We start from the raw sequence: 17,579 nt of genomic DNA on the forward strand, positions 1-17,579 counted from the left end.
CCTTGGAAGTACGGCTGTGACCTAGTCGACACCAAGGAATCAAAAAAAACTTTCCGGAAGGGGTTGTATCCGCCGCTGAGGTTTGCGAGTCTCTACGTGGCGCTCGGGACGGCCCGCATCATCGGCCTCGACAGAGCACCGGAACCCCTCCTCAAATCCAAGGACCACACCAGACGATCTGGTGATCGGCCCTTCACTTGTTGAGGGATTCGTGAAAGCGTTCACATTCACAAGCAACTTGCACGTAATACCCACGGAGAGGTAGCAGCCATGGACTGGCGTCACAACGCCGTTTGCCGCGAGGAAGACCCCGAGCTCTTCTTCCCCATCGGCAACACCGGTCCTGCGCTGCTGCAGATCGAGGAAGCCAAGGCTGTCTGCCGTCGCTGCCCGGTGATCGAGCAGTGTCTGCAGTGGGCGCTCGAGTCCGGTCAGGACTCCGGCGTCTGGGGTGGTCTCAGCGAGGACGAGCGCCGCGCGATGAAGCGCCGCGCCGCTCGCAACCGGGCCCGTCAGGCCTCCGCCTGACAATCCCACCCAGCGACAGCCTGAGCTTGGCGGCGCGTACAGCGAGTACGCATCTCCCGCCCCCGAGCCGCAGCGCGCAGTGCCCCCGATGCGCAGCAACACAAGCTGGCAGCGAGCAGCTGAGCCCCGGACCCGCAACGGTCCGGGGCTTTTTGCTGTACGGATGTGCACGGATGTGCAGATGCGGATCGCTGTGGGCGTGTGCGAGTGCGCACACCCCGGTACGGCGCTACTTGTGCGCGCGGACCGGGATGTCGAAGATCACCTGCGTGCCCCGCTCGGGCGCGGGCACCATGTCGAACGTGCCGCCCAGTTCGCCCTCCACCAGCGTCCGGACGATCTGCAGACCGAGGTTGCCCGAGCGGTGCGGGTCGAAGCCCTCCGGGAGGCCGACCCCGTCGTCCTGGACGGTGACGAGGAGGCGGGCCTCCTTCGACGTACCGCCGCGCACGGCCGCGACCTCGACGGTGCCCGTGTCGCCCTGGCGGAAGCCGTGCTCCAGGGCGTTCTGCAGGACCTCGGTGAGAACCATGGAGAGCGGGGTGGCGACCTCGGCGTCCAGGATGCCGAAGCGGCCGGAGCGCCGGCCGGTGACCTTGCCCGGTGAGATCTCGGCGACCATGGCGAGGACGCGGTCGGCGATCTCGTCGAACTCCACGCGCTCGTCCAGGTTCTGGGACAGCGTCTCGTGCACGATCGCGATGGAGCCGACCCGCCGTACGGCCTCCTCCAGGGCCTCGCGGCCGCGCTCCGACTCGATGCGCCGGGCCTGGAGGCGGAGCAGGGCCGCGACCGTCTGCAGGTTGTTCTTGACGCGGTGGTGGATCTCCCGGATCGTCGCGTCCTTGGTGATCAACTCGCGTTCGCGGCGGCGGAGTTCGGTGACGTCGCGGAGGAGGACGAGGGAACCGATGCGCGTGCCCTTGGGCTTGAGCGGGATCGCGCGGAACTGGATCACACCGTCGTGGGCCTCGATCTCGAACTCGCGCGGCGCCCAGCCGCTCGCCACCTTGGCCAGTGCCTCGTCGACCGGGCCGCGGGACGGGGCGATCTCGGCGGTGGTGGTGCCGAGGTGGTGGCCCACGAGGTCGGCGGCCAGGCCGAGGCGGTGGTAGGCCGACAGTGCGTTCGGGGAGGCGTACTGGACGATGCCGTCGGCGTCGAGGCGGATCAGCCCGTCACCGACGCGCGGCGCCGCGTCCATGTCCATCTGCTGGTCCGGGAACGGGAACGACCCGGCGGCGATCATCTGGGCCAGGTCGGAGGCGCTCTGGAGGTACGTCAGCTCCAGCCGGCTCGGGGTGCGGACGGTCAGCAGATTGGTGTTGCGCGCGATGACACCGAGGACACGCCCCTCCCGTCGTACGGGGATGGACTCGACCCGGACCGGGACCTCCTCGCGCCACTCGGGGTCGCCCTCGCGCACGATGCGGCCCTCGTCGAGGGCGGCGTCCAGCATCGGCCGGCGGCCGCGCGGGACGAGGTGGCCGACCATGTCGTCCTGGTAGGAGGTCGGGCCGGTGTTGGGGCGCATCTGCGCCACCGAGACATAGCGGGTGCCGTCCCGGGTGGGGACCCAGAGAACCAGGTCGGCGAAGGAGAGGTCGGCGAGCAGCTGCCACTCCGACACCAGCAGGTGCAGCCACTCCAGGTCGGAGTCGCTGAGCGCGGTGTGCTGGCGGACGAGTTCGTTCATGGACGGCACGTGTGCGAGCGTACCTGGCGGTTCGGACATGGCCGGGAAGTGCGGCTGTGGAGGGAGGGGCGCCGGCGCCTCCGGGCCCGGGAACACCCGCGGGCCGCGGCGCCTGGGAGGGACCCTCAACCCTCCCGGCACCGCAGCCCGGAGCAACAACGGCCGCGGGGTGTGCGGTCCCGGTCGGCCGAAGGGCGAGGAGCCGGAGCAGTCAGGGCAGAGAGCGCCGTCTCCTCGGTCCGCCCTCCTGTGCGGGGAGGACGGAGGTCCGTGGTTCGCATGCCGTGTGCTTCACATGCTTTACCTACGCATTGTGGACTAGACCACAGCGAGTGTCCATGCGTCGGCGGATGTTTGTTGTTGTCCCATTGTCCAACATCTGCCGATGACCTGAACGCAGAGTAGCCCGCCGCGGCCCCGGCGCGGAGTCGGAATCGCGCACTCGCGGGCTCGAATGTGGCGGTGGGGCGCAGTCGGGGGGCGCCCTGAGGAAGCGTTTCTGTTAGATTGGTCTAAACCACCTAGCTCCTTCCGGGTTCCCCGGGTATCCGTCGAGTCCCTTCCCGAGTTCCTCTCCAGATCGGCAGGCCCAGCGTGGAAGTTGTCATCGTCCCGGACGCCAGGGCGGGCGGCGAGCTCGTCGCCGAGGCCATGGCGCAGCTGCTCCGGCGCACACCGGACGCCCTGCTCGGCGTGGCCACCGGCTCGACCCCGCTGCCCGTCTACGAAGCGCTGGCGGCCAGGGTGGACGCGGGCGCGGTGGACACCTCGCGCGCGCGGATCGCCCAGCTCGACGAGTACGTCGGACTGCCGTCCGAGCACCCGGAGTCGTACCGCTCCGTGCTCCGCCGCCAGGTGCTCGAACCGCTCGGCATCGGCATGGACGCGTTCCTGGGACCGGACGGCACCGCCGAGGACGTACAGGCCGCGTGCGAGGCGTACGACAAGGCCCTGGCCGACGCCGGGGGCGTCGACCTCCAGCTGCTGGGGATCGGGACGGACGGGCACATCGGGTTCAACGAGCCGTGCTCCTCGCTCGCCTCCCGTACACGGATCAAGACCCTCACCGAGCAGACCCGCGTCGACAACGCGCGGTTCTTCGACGGCGACATCGAGCAGGTGCCGCACCACGTGATCACCCAGGGGATCGGCACGATCCTGGAGGCGCGGCACCTGGTGCTGCTCGCGACGGGCGAGGGCAAGGCCGACGCGGTGGCGGCGACCGTGGAGGGCCCCGTCGCCGCGGTGTGCCCGGCCTCGGCGCTGCAGCTGCACCCGCACGCCACGGTCGTCGTGGACGAGGCCGCCGCGTCCAAGCTGAAGCTGGCGGACTACTTCCGGCACACGTACGCCAACAAGCCGGAGTGGCAGGGGATCTGATCCGGTTCGCCGGACGCACGGCGCACGGTATAGACCTACGGCCTACGGCACGCGGCGTACGGCAAGGCGGCGGGCCCCTCGGCGGAGCACCGACACCTTGGCCGCCGGAATCGGTCCGCGGACCGATGATGCGGACCAGCGCGAGGCGCTTGGCCCGGACCGGGGACGCGGGAGCCCGCGGGAGAAGCAGGAGGTCCGGAGCCCGATGTTCGGGCGGGCCGGTCCGAGGTGATGGACTAGACCAACGAGGGGCGCGAAGGTATACAGAGGGGATCACGGCGGATGCGAGGGGATACCCGCACACGAAGCCGTGCCACGATGTGAGCCGAGACCGGCGGTCCGTCCGTCGTGTCGGCATCCGGAGCCGGGAAGGCGGAGCATGAGCACCGACGTCAGCAGTGCGGAGAACGAGAGCGGGGCGCCCGTCCGCACCGCGCGCGTGCCGAAGTACTACCGCCTGAAGAAGCACCTGCTCGACATGACGGAGACGCTCCCGCCGGGCACGCCGGTGCCGCCGGAGCGCACGCTCGCCGCCGAGTTCGACACCTCGCGCACCACCGTGCGCCAGGCCCTGCAGGAGCTGGTCGTCGAGGGCCGGCTGGAGCGTATCCAGGGCAAGGGCACGTTCGTGGCCAAACCCAAGGTCTCCCAGGCGCTCCAGCTCACCTCGTACACCGAGGACATGCGCGCCCAGGGACTCGAACCCACCTCGCAGCTGCTGGACATCGGTTACGTGACCGCCGACGACAGTCTCGCCGGGCTGCTCGACATAGCCTCCGGCGGCCGGGTGCTGCGCATCGAGCGGCTGCGCATGGCGAACGGCGAGCCGATGGCGATAGAGACGACCCATCTGTCCGCCAAGCGCTTCCCCGCGCTGCGCAGGTCGCTGGTGAAGTACACGTCCCTCTACACCGCGCTGGCCGAGGTGTACGACGTCCACCTCGCCGAGGCCGAGGAGACCATCGAGACCTCGCTGGCCACCCCGCGCGAGGCCGGCCTGCTCGGTACGGACGTGGGCCTGCCCATGCTGATGCTCTCCCGCCACTCCCTGGACAAGGAGGGCAAGCCGGTGGAGTGGGTGCGGTCGGTCTACCGGGGGGACCGGTACAAGTTCGTGGCGCGGTTGAAGCGGCCCGTCGAGTAGGCCCGCCGAGGGCGGCACGGCGAACCGTACGACCGTACGCCTGGCGCACATCCACTCGTGCTCGCGGTGTAGCGCGCCCCCTCTTCCCGCACTACGGTCCTCCCGTCATCGCATGGACGGGAGGACTCTCCGGTGCGCATCGCGAACGCTCAGAACAGTCCCCGTACGAGCCGCGCGCGTGCGCGGACCGTCATTGTCTGGACCATCGTGGCCCTCGTCGGCGCAATCGGCTGGGGCGTGCTCGCCCTCGCCCGCGGCGAGGAGGTCTCCGCCGCCTGGATGGTCGCGGCGGCTCTCGGCTCGTACGCCATCGGTTACCGCTTCTACGCCAGGTTCATCCAGTACCGGGTGCTGAAGGCCGACCGGACGCGGGCCACTCCGGCGGAGCGGCTGAACAACGGCATCGACTTCCACCCCACCGACCGCCGGGTGCTGCTCGGGCACCACTTCGCGGCGATCGCGGGCGCGGGCCCGCTGGTCGGGCCGGTGCTCGCCGCGCAGATGGGGTATCTGCCGGGCACCATCTGGATCGTCGCGGGCGTCATCTTCGCGGGCGCCGTGCAGGACATGGTGGTGCTGTTCTTCTCGACGCGCCGGGACGGCCGGTCGCTCGGGCAGATGGCCCGCGAGGAGATCGGCCCGGTGGGCGGCGCCGCCGCGCTGCTCGCCGCCTTCGCCATCATGATCATCCTGCTCGGTGTGCTGGCGCTCGTCATCGTCAACGCGCTCGCGGAGTCGCCATGGGGCACCTTCTCCATCGCGATGACCATTCCGATCGCCCTCTTCATGGGCTTCTATCTGCGGGTGCTCCGGCCGGGGCGGGTCAGCGAGGTCTCGCTGATCGGTGTCGCCCTGCTGCTGTTCGCGCTGGTCTCGGGCCGCTGGGTCGCTCAGTCGTCGTGGGCCGACGCCTTCACCCTCGCCCCGTCCACGCTGGTGATCTGGCTGGTGGCGTACGGATTCGTCGCCTCGATCCTGCCGGTGTGGATGCTGCTCGCGCCCCGCGACTACCTCTCCACCTTTATGAAGATCGGCACGATTCTGCTGCTCGCGGCCGGTGTGGTCGTCACCCTGCCGACGCTGCGGATGCCCGCGGTCACGGACTTCGCGACCCGCGGGGACGGCCCGGTGTTCGCGGGCTCGCTGTTCCCCTTCGTCTTCATCACCATCGCGTGCGGCGCGCTCTCCGGTTTCCACGCGCTCATCTCCAGCGGTACGACACCGAAGATGATCCAGAAGGAGACGCAGGTCAGACTGATCGGCTACGGCTCGATGCTGATGGAGTCGTCCGTGGCCGTGATGGCGCTGGTCGCGGCCTCGGTGATCGACCCGGGCCTGTACTTCGCGATGAACGCGCCCGCCGGCGTCATCGGCGACACCGTGCAGAACGCCTCGCAGGTGGTGACCGGTTGGGGCTACCAGATCTCGCCCGAGGACCTCGCGGCCGCGGCACGGCAGGTGGAGGAGTCGTCCCTGCTGTCCCGCACCGGTGGCGCGCCCACGCTGGCGGTCGGGGTATCGGAGATCTTCGCCCAGGTCACCGGGGACGGGATGCGCGCCTTCTGGTACCACTTCGCGATCATGTTCGAGGCGCTGTTCATCCTCACCGCGCTCGACGCCGGCACGCGCGTGGGGCGCTTCATGCTGCAGGACACCCTCGGCAACGTCTACCGGCCGCTCAAGAACGTCAGCTGGAAGCCGGGGCTGGTCCTCACCAGCGGCATCGTCTGCGGGCTGTGGGGCTACTTCCTGTGGGTGGGCGTCCATGAGCCGCTCGGCGGGATCAACCAGCTCTTCCCGGTCTTCGGCATCTCCAACCAGCTGCTGGCGGCGGTCGCCCTGACCGTGTGCACCACGCTGCTGGTGAAGTCCGGGCGGCTGAAGTGGGCCTGGATCACGGGCGTTCCGCTCGCCTGGGACGCGACGGTGACGCTCACCGCCAGCTGGCAGAAGGTGTTCTCCGACGATCCGCGCGTGGGCTTCTTCAAGCAGCGGGAGATCTACCAGGACGCCATCGACCGGGGCGAGGTGATCGCACCCGCGAAGACCATGGACGACATGCACACCGTCGTCACCAACTCCACGGTGGACGGCGTCCTGACGGCCGTCCTGGCGCTGCTGATCGTCGTCGTGATCGCCGACGCGGCCCGGGTGTGCGTCCGCCATGTCCGCCGGCCGGCGCTGTCGACGCTGAGCGAGGCCAGGTACGTCAAGTCGAAGCTCGTCGCCCCGGCCGGGCTGTTCCCGACCGGGGAAGAGCGGGAGGAGGCGGAGCGCGATGCGGTCGGCGCTGGTCAGGGCGGTTAGGAGGACGGCCGAGGGGGTGCGCTGGTACGTACGGGAGCTGACCGGCGAGTCGGCGTACGACCGGTACGTCGAGCATCTGCGCGCCCATGACCCCGACGCGCCCGTGCCGTCCCGCCGGGAGTTCGAGCGTATGCGGACCGACCGGCAGGACGCGGACCCGCGGCAGGGGTTCCGCTGCTGCTGATCCGCTCGCCGATCACGAGGCGCGGACTCCCGTGAGCGCCGGGCCCGGGCCCGGCGCTCATGGCCGATCCGTTATACGGACAGGGGTTCCATTAATTGGGACCGTCCCCTAAATTTCCTGCCCATTACAGAGGTGATCAACGAGGGAGCGGAGCCGCGTCATGTCGGAAGTGCCCAAGGCGCCTGAAGTGCGGGAGCCGGTGGTGACACCGGTCCGTGTGGTCATCGCCCTCTGTCTCGTGGCGCCCTTCGTGGCGATGCTGTGGGTCGGCTCGTACTCCTCGGTGGATCCCACGTTCATCGGCATCCCGTTCTTCTACTGGTACCAGATGGCCTGGGTGCTCATCTCCACGGTGCTCACCGCCGTCGCGTACAAGCTGTGGCAGCGTGACCAGCGCGCCCAGCGCGCCCGCAAGAACCGGACCGAGGCACGGGACGGGGGTGCGTCGGCATGAAGGACGGCGTGAACGGTGTGGCTCTCACCGTCTTCATCCTCTTCTTCGTGGCCGTCACGGTCATGGGCTTCCTCGCCTCCCGCTGGCGCAGGGCCGCGAACGAGCAGAGCCTCGACGAATGGGGCCTCGGCGGACGGTCGTTCGGCACCTGGGTCACCTGGTTCCTGCTCGGCGGCGACCTCTACACGGCTTACACCTTCGTGGCGGTGCCGGCTGCGATCTACGCGGCGGGCGCGTCCGGCTTCTTCGCGGTGCCGTACACCATCCTGATCTATCCGCTGATCTTCACCTTCCTGCCACGGCTGTGGTCGGTGTCGCACAAGCACGGCTATGTGACGACCTCCGACTTCGTGCGCGGGCGCTTCGGCTCCAAGGGCCTGTCGCTGGCGGTGGCGCTGACCGGGCTGCTGGCCACGATGCCGTACATCGCGCTCCAGCTCGTCGGCATCCAGGCGGTCCTGGACGTGATGGGCGTGGGCGGCGGTGAGGACACGCACTGGTTCATCAAGGACCTGCCGCTGCTGATCGCCTTCGGTGTGCTCGCGGCGTACACGTACTCGTCCGGGCTGCGCGCCCCCGCGCTGATCGCGTTCGTGAAGGACACGCTGATCTACATCGTCATCGCGGTGGCGATCATCTACATCCCGATCAAGCTGGGCGGCTTCGACGCGATCTTCGACGCGGCGGGCAAGGCTTTCGGCGAGACCAACCCGGCGACGGGCGCACCGCGCGGCGCGGTGGTCCCGAACGAGGCCGGCCAGTGGACGTACGCCACCCTGGCCCTCGGCTCGGCGCTCGCGCTCTTCATGTACCCGCACTCGATCACGGCGACGCTGTCCTCGAACAGCCGTGAGGTGATCCGCCGCAACGCCACGATCCTGCCGCTGTACTCCCTGATGCTCGGCTTCCTCTCGCTGCTGGGCTTCATGGCGATCGCGGCCGGCATCAAGGTGCAGAACGGCCAGCTGGCCATCCCGCAGCTCTTCGAGACCATGTTCCCGGACTGGTTCGCGGGCGTGGCCTTCGCGGCGATCGGCATCGGCGCGCTGGTCCCGGCGGCCATCATGTCGATCGCGGCCGCGAACCTCTTCACCCGCAACATCTACAAGGACTTCATCAAGCGCGACGCCACGCCCGAGCAGGAGACCAAGGTCTCCAAGCTGGTGTCGCTGCTGGTGAAGGTGGGTGCGCTGGTCTTCGTCCTGACCATGGACAAGACGGTCGCCATCAACTTCCAGCTGCTCGGCGGCATCTGGATCCTGCAGACCTTCCCGGCACTGGTGGGCGGCCTGTTCACCCGCTGGTTCCACCGCTGGGCGCTGCTCGGCGGCTGGGCGGTCGGCATGCTGTACGGGACGATCGCCGCGTACAACGTCTCCTCGCCGACCCAGGCGCACTTCGGCGGCTCCTCGGCGGAGATCCCGGTCATCGGCCACATCGGCTACATCGGTCTGACGGCCTTCGTGCTCAACGTCGTCGTCACGGTCGTCCTCACCTTCGTCATGCGGGCGCTCAAGGCCCCCGACGGCGTCGACGAGACCAGGCCGGAGGACTACACGGCGGACGCGGGCGACGCGGGGGTGTCGGTGGAGCTGCCGAAGGTGGGCACCGGGCACTGACGTCCTCATGGGGCCGCCGTCCTCCCTGGTCGAGGGAGGACGGCGGCCTCTGTCGTACCCCTGCGGCAGACTGCGGGCCATGGACTTCACGATCGGGCCGGCCGGGCCGGAGGAGTACGACCCCCTGGGAGAGATCACCGCGCAGGCCTACCTCCGGGACGGCCTCCTGGACTTCGGGGAGAGTGACGCGTACCTCGGCGAACTGCGGGACGTGGCCAAGCGGGCGGCCACGGCCGAGGTGCTCGTCGCCGTCGCCGACGGCCGGGTGCTCGGCGGGGTGACCTTCGTGCCGGCCGGCGGACCCATGGCCGACATCGCGCGGGCCGGGGAGGCCGAGATACGCATGCTCGCGGTGGCGCACGCGGCACGGGGGCGAGGCGTCGGCGAGGCCCTGGTGCGGGCGTGCGTCGACCGGGCCCGGACCGTCGAGGGCTGTGCGCGCGTCGTGCTGTCCAGCCAGCGCGCGATGCGCTCCGCCCACCGCATCTACGAGCGCCTCGGCTTCCTCCGTACCCCGGACCGCGACTGGAACCCCCTCCCGGACCTCGACGACATCACTCTGGTCACCTATCAGTTCACCCTTTGAGAGCCTCACGCGGGGCTCTCACGACACAACATATGGGGCCGCTTGCCCGGCCGGGCACAACATGTATGCTCGTGCTCGCTGTCGCCGCAGGGGAATCCGGTGCGAATCCGGAACTGTCCCGCAACGGTGTACTTGTGCGTGTTCGCCCGTCCGAGCGCCCACTTGTCCAGTCCGAGTACCTGCCGACGGTGCGCCCGGCCGTCCGGCCCGGGCGCCCTGACGTCCGGGCCTCGCGGAATGGGCCGGTGGACGCGCCGCGTGCCGGCCGGCTGATGCCCGATGCCCGCGCGCCGGCCGTGTGCCTCCACTCCCTCCTCCGACAGGCCCCAGCCGAGCGAGGGAGAGCCCCACGTGACCATCGCGCCACCGGATCCGGCCGCAGTCACCGCACCGAACCCCGACGGTCCCGGTACCGCGCTGCTGCGCACCCTGACCGAGCTCACCGCCGACCTCCCCGACACCGACCCCGGCCGGGTCGCCGCCGCCGCACTGCGTGGCCGCTCGGCCCACGCGGACGAGGCGGAGCTGCGGGAGCTGGCCACCGAGGCGGCGGCGGGGCTCATCTCCGAGGACCCCGCCTACTCGCGGCTGGCCGCCCGGCTGCTGACCGTCGGCATCGCCGAGGAGGCGGCCTCGCAGGGGGTGCGCTCCTTCTCCGGATCGGTCGCGGCCGGGCACCGCGAGGGTCTGATCGCGGACCGCACCGCCGAGTTCGTGACGCTGCACGCGGCGCGCCTCGACGCGCTGGCCGGCGCCGCCGTCGCCGAGGGCGCCGACGACCGCTTCGGCTACTTCGGCCTGCGGACCCTGCACAGCCGCTATCTGCTCCGCCACCCGGTCACCCGGCGGGTCGTCGAGACCCCTCAGCACTTCCTGCTGCGCGTCGCCTGCGGTCTCGCCGAGGACGGCACCGACCGCTCCGTCGACGAGGTCGCCGCGCTGTACGGGCTGATGAGCCGCCTGGAGTACCTGCCCTCCTCCCCCACCCTCTTCAACTCCGGCACGCGGCACCCCCAGATGTCGTCCTGCTACCTGCTCGACTCGCCCCGGGACGAGCTGGACTCCCTCTACGAGCGCTACCACCAGGTGGCCCGCCTCTCGAAGCACGCGGGCGGTATCGGGCTCGCCTACTCCCGCATCCGCGCGCGGGGCGCCCTGATCCGCGGCACCAACGGGCACTCCAACGGCATCGTCCCGTTCCTGAAGACCCTCGACTCCTCGGTCGCCGCCGTGAACCAGGGCGGCCGGCGCAAGGGTGCCGCCGCCGTCTACCTGGAGACCTGGCACGCCGACCTCGAGGAGTTCCTGGAGCTGCGGGACAACACCGGCGAGGACGCCCGCCGCACCCACCACCTGAACCTCGCGCACTGGATCCCGGACGAGTTCATGCGCCGGGTCGAGGCCGACGGGGAGTGGTCGCTGTTCTCCCCCTCCGACGTACCGGAGCTGGTCGACCTGTGGGGCGAGGAGTTCGACGCCGCGTACCGCAGGGCGGAGGCGGACGGACTGGCACGGAAGACGATCCCCGCGCGCGAGCTGTACGGCCGCATGATGCGCACCCTCGCCCAGACCGGCAACGGCTGGATGACCTTCAAGGACGCCGCCAACCGCACCGCCAACCAGACCGCCGAGCCGGGCCACGTCATCCACTCCTCCAACCTCTGCACGGAGATCCTGGAGGTCACCAGCGACGACGAGACGGCGGTCTGCAACCTGGGGTCGGTCAACCTGGGCGCGTTCGTCGACCCGGCCGCCCAGGATCTCGACTGGGAGCGGCTGGACGCCACCGTCCGCACCGCCGTGACCTTCCTGGACCGCGTCGTCGACATCAACTTCTACCCGACCGGGCAGGCCGCCCGCTCCAACGCCCGCTGGCGCCCCGTCGGCCTCGGCGTGATGGGCCTCCAGGACGTCTTCTTCAAGCTGCGCCTGCCCTTCGACTCGCCCGGGGCCAGGCGGCTCTCCACGCGCATCGCCGAACGGATCATGCTGGCCGCGTACGAGGCCTCCGCCGGCCTCGCCGAACGGAACGGCCCGGTGCCGGCCTGGGAGAAGACCCGGACCGCCCGGGGAGTGCTCCACCCCGACCACTACGAGGCCGACCTCACCTGGCCCGACCGCTGGGCGGCCCTCCGGAAGCGCATCGCCGCCACCGGCCTGCGCAACTCACTCCTCCTCGCGATCGCACCCACGGCCACCATCGCCTCCATCGCCGGTGTGTACGAGTGCATCGAGCCGCAGGTGTCCAACCTGTTCAAGCGGGAGACGCTGTCCGGCGAGTTCCTCCAGGTCAACTCGTATCTGGTGGACGACCTCAAGCGGCTCGGGGTGTGGGACGCCCGCACCCGCGAGGCGCTGCGCGAGGCCAACGGCTCGGTCCAGCACTTCGGCTGGATCCCCGAGGACGTACGGACGCTCTACCGCACCGCCTGGGAGATCCCCCAGCGCGCCCTGATCGACATGGCCGCCGCGCGCACCCCGTTCCTGGACCAGGCCCAGTCCCTGAACCTGTTCCTGGAGACGCCGACCATCGGCAAGCTCTCCTCGATGTACGCCCACGCCTGGAAGTCGGGCCTGAAGACCACGTACTACCTGCGCTCGCGGCCGGCGACCCGGATCGCCCGCGCCGCACAGGCGCAGCCCGCCCCCGACCCGCAAGCGGTCGCCTGCTCCCTGGAAAACCCCGAGTCCTGCGAGGCCTGCCAGTAATGACGACCACCCGTAACACCAACCTGCTCGACCCCGGCTTCGAGCTGACCCTCCGCCCCATGCGCTACCCCGACTTCTACGAGCGCTACCGGGACGCCATCAAGAACACCTGGACCGTGGAGGAGGTCGACCTCCACTCGGACGTCGCCGACCTGGCCAGGCTCACCCCCGCCGAGCAGCACCTCATCGGCCGCCTGGTCGCCTTCTTCGCGACCGGCGACTCCATCGTGGCGAACAACCTGGTGCTCACCCTCTACAAGCACATCAACTCCCCCGAGGCGCGCCTGTACCTCTCCCGGCAGCTCTTCGAGGAGGCCGTCCACGTCCAGTTCTATCTGACCCTGCTCGACACCTACCTGCCCGATCCGGAGGACCGCGCGGCGGCGTTCGCGGCCGTGGAGAACATCCCCTCCATCCGCGAGAAGGCCGGGTTCTGCTTCAAGTGGATGGACTCGGTGGAGGAGATCGACCGGCTGGAGACGAAGGCCGACCGGCGGCGCTTCCTGCTCAATCTCATCTGCTTCGCCGCGTGCATCGAGGGCCTGTTCTTCTACGGCGCGTTCGCGTACGTCTACTGGTTCCGCAGCCGGGGTCTGCTGCACGGCCTGGCCACCGGCACCAACTGGGTGTTCCGCGACGAGACGATGCACATGTCCTTCGCGTTCGACGTCGTGGACACCGTCCGCAAGGAGGAGCCGGACCTCTTCGACGACGAACTGGCGCAGCAGGTCACGGACATGCTGCGGGAGGCCGTCGAGGCCGAGCTGCAGTTCGCGCGCGACCTGTGCGGTGACGGCCTCCCGGGGATGAACACCGAGTCGATGCGCCAGTACCTGGAGTGCGTGGCCGACCAGCGGCTGAGCCGCCTCGGCTTCGCCCCGGTGTACGGCTCGGAGAACCCCTTCTCCTTCATGGAGCTTCAGGGAGTGCAGGAGCTGACCAACTTCTTCGAGCGGCGGCCCTCGGCGTACCAGGTCGCGGTGGAGGGCTCGGTCGGCTTCGACGAGGACTTCTGAGCGTTCGCGGGACCCTTCGGGAGAACCTCCTCGAGCGTCCTTCGCTCGGCCTCCCTGAGCTGACGGTCGATGCGCCGGTCGCGTACGACGCCGATCAGCGCGGGGAGGACGAGCACGGCCAGGATGCCGAGGACGGCCAGCGTTCCGATGAGGGCTTCCATGCGTGTCGTATCCATGGACACCACTCTCCCGCCGGACGCTCCTTACCGTCAGTGGCAGGACTGCCGGACCCCCTCGAATTCCTGCCAGTCCCGCGGCACACTGGCGGCATGCTGCAGAACGTGGCCGCCGTCGTGCTCGACGGGGTGCATCCCTTCGAACTCGGCGTGCTGTGCGAGGTGTTCGGGCTCGACCGCAGTGACGAGGGACTGCCCGTGTACGACTTCGCGGTGGTTTCGGCGGAGGGCCCCACGCTCGGCACGCACGCCGGGTTCACCGTCTCCACGCCTCACGGTCTGGAACGGCTCGACGAGGCCGATCTGATCGCCCTGCCGGCCGGGGAGAGCTATGTGGACCGGCGTTTTCCGCCCGAGCTGCTCGACGCGCTGCGCCGCGCGGTCGGCCGGGGCGCGCGGGTGCTGAGCGTGTGCTCCGGTGTCTTCGTGCTGGGCGCGGCCGGGCTGCTGGACGGGCGGCGGTGCGCGGTGCACTGGCGGCACGCCGGGGAGCTGGCCCGGCAGTACCCGCGCGCGGTCGTCGAGCCCGATGTGCTGTACGTGGACGAGGACCCGGTCATCACCTCGGCCGGCACCGCCGCCGGGATCGACGCCTGTCTGCACCTCGTCCGCAAGGAGCAGGGGCCCGAGGTCGCCAACGCGATCGCCCGCCGCATGGTGGTGCCCCCGCACCGGGACGGCGGCCAGGCCCAGTACATCGAGCGCCCGCTGCCCCGCTCGCGGTGCGACACGGTCGGCGAGGTGCTGGTGTGGATGGAGGAGCACCTCGATGAGGAGGTGACCGTCGAGCAGCTCGCCGCCCGTGCCCTCATGTCCCCGCGCACCTTCGCCCGCCGCTTCCAGCAGGAGACCGGCACCACGCCCTACCGCTGGATCCTGCGCCAGCGCGTGCTGCTCGCCCAGCGGCTGCTGGAGGCGACGGACGAGACGATGGACGCGATCGCGGGCCGTACCGGCTTCGGTACGGCGGCCGCGCTGCGCCATCACTTCGTACGGTCGCTGGGGACCACGCCGCACGCGTACCGGCGCACGTTCAGGGGACCTCAGGCCGCCTGACCGTGCGTACCGGCACCGACCTCCCGTGCCTCACCTGGGTGTCGCCCGCACCAGCAGCCGGTGCGGGCGCAGGGTGATGCCGACCCGGGTGGTGTCGTTCGAACCGGAGACCTGCTCCAGCCGCCACCGGCGCGCCACGGCCGCGGTGACGAGGGTCAGTTGCGCCATGGAGAAGTGGTCACTCGGGCACTTCCGGTTGCCCACACTGAACGGGCTCATGGCGTACTTGGGTACGTCCTTGACACGTTCCGGAAGCCACCGGTCGGGATCGAACTCGAGGTTCCGCTCGTACGACCGGGGGTCGCGCTGCACGGCGTAGGGGCTGTACACGATGTCGGCCCCGGCCGGAATGCGATATCCGCCGAGTTCCGTTTCGGTCACCGCCCGCCGCGTCAGAATCCAGACGGCCGGACGCAGCCGCATGGCCTCGACAACGACATTGTTCGTATGGGACAGCTTCCGGACATCCGCGAATGCGACGGGCCGGTCCCCCACGACGGATCCGACTTCCGCGCACACCCTGTCGGCGTGTTCCGGATGTGCGGTGAGGACCTGGAGCAGCCACATGACGGTGGAGGCCACGGTCTCGCTGCCGGGGGTGAGGATCGCGACGACCTGGTCGTGTATCTCCTGTTCCCCGATGGGGTCGCCCTTGTCGTCCTCCGCCTCCAGCAATGCCGTCAGTAGATCGTCCGGTTTTCGACCGGATGCCCGGCGTTCCGCGATGATCTCGTCGACCAGGGCGTGCAGATCGGCCAGTGCCCGGTCGAACCGCCGGTTGGCCGGCAGCGGCAGCCGGTAGAGCGGTCCGGCCGGGATCACCATGCGCCGGTACATGCCGCGGAACACGGTGGCGAGCGCGACGCACAGCCGCTCGGCCCGCTCGTCCATGTACTCGCCGCGCAGCAGGCAGCGGGCCGCGATGCGCACGGCGACGCGGAACGACTCGGAGGTGCAGTCGAAGGGCTCGCCGGAGGCCATCCGCGCGGCGAAGTCCGCCGCCTCCTCCTCCATGACGGGTCCGTACGCGGGGATGGCGTCGAGCCGGAAGGCGGGCTGGATGATGCGGCGCTGGCGGCGGTGGCGGGGCCCGTTGGCGGTGGCCACGCCCTCCTTGCCGAGCAGGCTCTCGAGGGACTCCCACAGCGGACCGTCGATCTTGTAGTCAGGGCTCAGGGCCAGCGCGCCGGTGAGCGCCGGGCTGGTGACGGCGTACACCGTCTTGGGCCCGAGCGCGAGCCGGACCACATCGCCCTCGTCACGCAGCCGGGCGAGGAAGCCCAGGGGATCGCGCACCAGTTTCCAGCCGTGGCCGAGGCCCGGGACACCGCCCCGGGCGAGGGGTGGCTCGATCGGCTCCGCAGCCCGCGGGGGTACGGGCTGCACGGACTCGACGGTCATTTCCCACCTGCCGTTTCGTTGCTGACGTACGGGGGCGTGGACCGGTCGTCCCAGTCGTCGACCATGTACCGGCCGGACTCGTGGTGGAACCAGTAGACGGAGCTGAACCAGTTGCGCATATTGCCGACACAGGCCCGCACGGCGGCGCGCAGCTGCCTTCCCCGCAGCGTGCCGTCGTTGAGCGAGTCGGCGAACCTGACGACGTCCTTCTCGGCGTCGATGAATTCGGTGATGCATTTCTCGACGCGCCACCGGACGTTCTCGACGGCCTCTTCCGGTGTCAGCCCCTGGTGATGAATGAGGCTGATACCCAGATTGTGGACCTCGGCGCCCGCGAGTTCCTTCGGGAGCGAGCAGAGGTCGTTGTACCACGCGGCGAATTCCTGGCTCAGCAGGGCCGCCCGCCGGTATGCGCGGTGTTTCCGTACGGCGGTGGGGAGTTCCCGACCGGCACTGGGCTCCAGGAGGTCCGTCCATATCCAGTGCGCGAAGGTGAGCCGGCGCAGTTCGAGGTATTCCTCGACCGTCGGCACGACGTTCCGCGTACGGTTGTGGAACTCCCGGTCGTACGCATCGATGACCTCGTGGAAGTGCCGGGCGAAGCGTGTGTTCCACTTCCTGCCGAGGAACGAGTACAGCCGTAGCAGGCTGTCGGCGAGGCCCGCCACCACCGGGTCGCGGTGGTGGAGGTGGTCCCGCGGGGAGTCGAGGGCCGCGTGCAGCCGGGTCCTGAGCCGCCGCCAGGCGGTGCGCCGACCGTGCACGACATCGCGGTCGTGGCGGTCGTCCCAGACGAAGAACCAGGCGCTGTAGTCCGCTATCGCCTGGAGGACCTCGTCGGGGGCGCCCATGTAGTAGCCCGCCATGAGGTCCGTGTAGCACAGGCCGTCGGCGTGTTCCGCCACCTTGTCCGCCGGCATGAGGCGTTTCTCCAGCAGCCAGGCCCTGGTCCTTCCCTGGAGACGGGGCCAATACGGATGCACTCGCCGGGGAAACGCCGCCTCGATCACGGGAAGCCGGAGCGCCGGCGGGACCGCGGCCACGGTCGTTGTCGGTGAGGTGCTCTGTGGGAATGCAGGCACGAACAAACCCCTCTCAGCCGCCTGATGACGCCCGCCCTCCCGCGTCGTACCGGGCGTGCGCCGGTGCGTATCCCCGCCCTTCTCATTCAGCACCGAAGTGACCGCTCTGGGAACGGATTTGCACCACTCACTACCCCTAGTTTCCGAGGAAGCCCTCTTGCGTGACTGCCCTGGGATCAGTTATGGAGCGCGCGGCTTCGAACTTGCTCCGGAGGCACGAACGGCGTCCGGCCGGGGCGAA

General features: G+C 69.8%; 15 protein-coding genes and 1 riboswitch. Of the genes, 11 read left to right on the plus strand and 4 right to left on the minus strand.

Translation table 11 applies throughout. The features are described from left to right. Positions 1-270 precede the first annotated feature (270 nt). On the plus strand, positions 271-528 hold the full coding sequence (locus IE242_RS02115; RefSeq protein WP_003992873.1) for a WhiB family transcriptional regulator: 258 nt from the start codon (positions 271-273) through the stop codon (positions 526-528). Between the two features lie 229 nt (positions 529-757). Here IE242_RS02115 and IE242_RS02120 read toward each other — a convergent pair whose 3' ends face one another. After that, positions 758-2,224, minus strand: coding sequence for a PAS domain-containing sensor histidine kinase (locus IE242_RS02120; protein ID WP_189856310.1), 1,467 nt, complete (start codon positions 2,222-2,224; stop codon positions 758-760). A gap of 594 nt (positions 2,225-2,818) precedes the next feature. On the opposite strand from IE242_RS02120, the gene nagB reads away from it, so the two are divergent. From nagB to IE242_RS02165, 9 genes are all read left to right on the plus strand, one after another. Next, positions 2,819-3,604 (plus strand): glucosamine-6-phosphate deaminase, encoded by a 786-nt coding sequence (gene nagB, locus IE242_RS02125; RefSeq protein ID WP_189854679.1) that lies wholly within the window; start codon positions 2,819-2,821, stop codon positions 3,602-3,604. Between the two features lie 379 nt (positions 3,605-3,983). Then, a complete protein-coding gene (locus tag IE242_RS02130; RefSeq protein WP_189854681.1) occupies positions 3,984-4,748 on the plus strand; it encodes a GntR family transcriptional regulator in 765 nt (254 codons plus the stop codon). Positions 4,749-4,886: 138 nt separating this feature from the next. Further along, entirely contained in the window at positions 4,887-7,055 is a 2,169-nt protein-coding gene (locus IE242_RS02135; RefSeq protein ID WP_189856312.1) for a carbon starvation CstA family protein, read from the plus strand. Then, positions 7,027-7,239 (plus strand): YbdD/YjiX family protein, encoded by a 213-nt coding sequence (locus IE242_RS02140; protein ID WP_189854683.1) that lies wholly within the window; start codon positions 7,027-7,029, stop codon positions 7,237-7,239. Before IE242_RS02135 ends, IE242_RS02140 begins: the two co-directional genes overlap by 29 nt. Positions 7,240-7,399: 160 nt before the next feature. Continuing rightward, positions 7,400-7,693: a DUF3311 domain-containing protein gene (locus IE242_RS02145; RefSeq protein ID WP_189854685.1), complete on the plus strand. Its 294-nt coding sequence runs from the start codon at positions 7,400-7,402 to the stop codon at positions 7,691-7,693. Next, positions 7,690-9,312 carry a monocarboxylate uptake permease MctP gene (gene mctP / locus IE242_RS02150; RefSeq protein ID WP_189854687.1) on the plus strand — a complete coding sequence of 541 codons (1,623 nt, stop codon included), beginning with the start codon at positions 7,690-7,692 and terminating at the stop codon, positions 9,310-9,312. The genes IE242_RS02145 and mctP overlap by 4 nt, the downstream gene beginning before the upstream one ends. Before the next feature lie 79 nt (positions 9,313-9,391). After that, positions 9,392-9,898, plus strand: coding sequence for a GNAT family N-acetyltransferase (locus IE242_RS02155; RefSeq protein ID WP_189854688.1), 507 nt, complete (start codon positions 9,392-9,394; stop codon positions 9,896-9,898). Positions 9,899-9,963: 65 nt separating this feature from the next. Further along, positions 9,964-10,099: riboswitch (cobalamin riboswitch) on the plus strand. 150 nt (positions 10,100-10,249) lie between these two features. Continuing rightward, positions 10,250-12,607, plus strand: coding sequence for a ribonucleoside-diphosphate reductase subunit alpha (locus IE242_RS02160; protein WP_229858057.1), 2,358 nt, complete (start codon positions 10,250-10,252; stop codon positions 12,605-12,607). Continuing rightward, positions 12,607-13,623 (plus strand): ribonucleotide-diphosphate reductase subunit beta, encoded by a 1,017-nt coding sequence (locus IE242_RS02165; protein ID WP_189854692.1) that lies wholly within the window; start codon positions 12,607-12,609, stop codon positions 13,621-13,623. Before IE242_RS02160 ends, IE242_RS02165 begins: the two co-directional genes overlap by 1 nt. Here IE242_RS02165 and IE242_RS02170 read toward each other — a convergent pair. After that, positions 13,527-13,799, minus strand: a complete 273-nt coding sequence (locus IE242_RS02170; RefSeq protein WP_189854694.1) for a pilus assembly FimT family protein — start codon at positions 13,797-13,799, stop codon at positions 13,527-13,529. The genes IE242_RS02165 and IE242_RS02170 overlap by 97 nt on opposite strands. A 93-nt stretch (positions 13,800-13,892) precedes the next feature. On the opposite strand from IE242_RS02170, the gene IE242_RS02175 reads away from it, so the two are divergent. Next, positions 13,893-14,855 (plus strand): helix-turn-helix domain-containing protein, encoded by a 963-nt coding sequence (locus IE242_RS02175; RefSeq protein ID WP_189854696.1) that lies wholly within the window; start codon positions 13,893-13,895, stop codon positions 14,853-14,855. A gap of 30 nt (positions 14,856-14,885) precedes the next feature. On the opposite strand, the gene IE242_RS02180 is transcribed toward IE242_RS02175, so the two are convergent. Both IE242_RS02180 and cyc1 read right to left on the minus strand, forming a co-directional pair. Then, positions 14,886-16,256, minus strand: a complete 1,371-nt coding sequence (locus IE242_RS02180) for a bifunctional albaflavenone monooxygenase/terpene synthase (protein ID WP_189854698.1) — start codon at positions 16,254-16,256, stop codon at positions 14,886-14,888. Beyond that, positions 16,253-17,338: an epi-isozizaene synthase gene (cyc1, locus tag IE242_RS02185; RefSeq protein ID WP_189854700.1), complete on the minus strand. Its 1,086-nt coding sequence runs from the start codon at positions 17,336-17,338 to the stop codon at positions 16,253-16,255. Before cyc1 ends, IE242_RS02180 begins: the two co-directional genes overlap by 4 nt. Between the last annotated feature and the right edge of the window lie 241 nt (positions 17,339-17,579).

The organism is Streptomyces poonensis (assembly GCF_014650915.1).
In the GTDB taxonomy this organism is placed as follows: Bacteria; Actinomycetota; Actinomycetes; order Streptomycetales; family Streptomycetaceae; genus Streptomyces; species Streptomyces poonensis.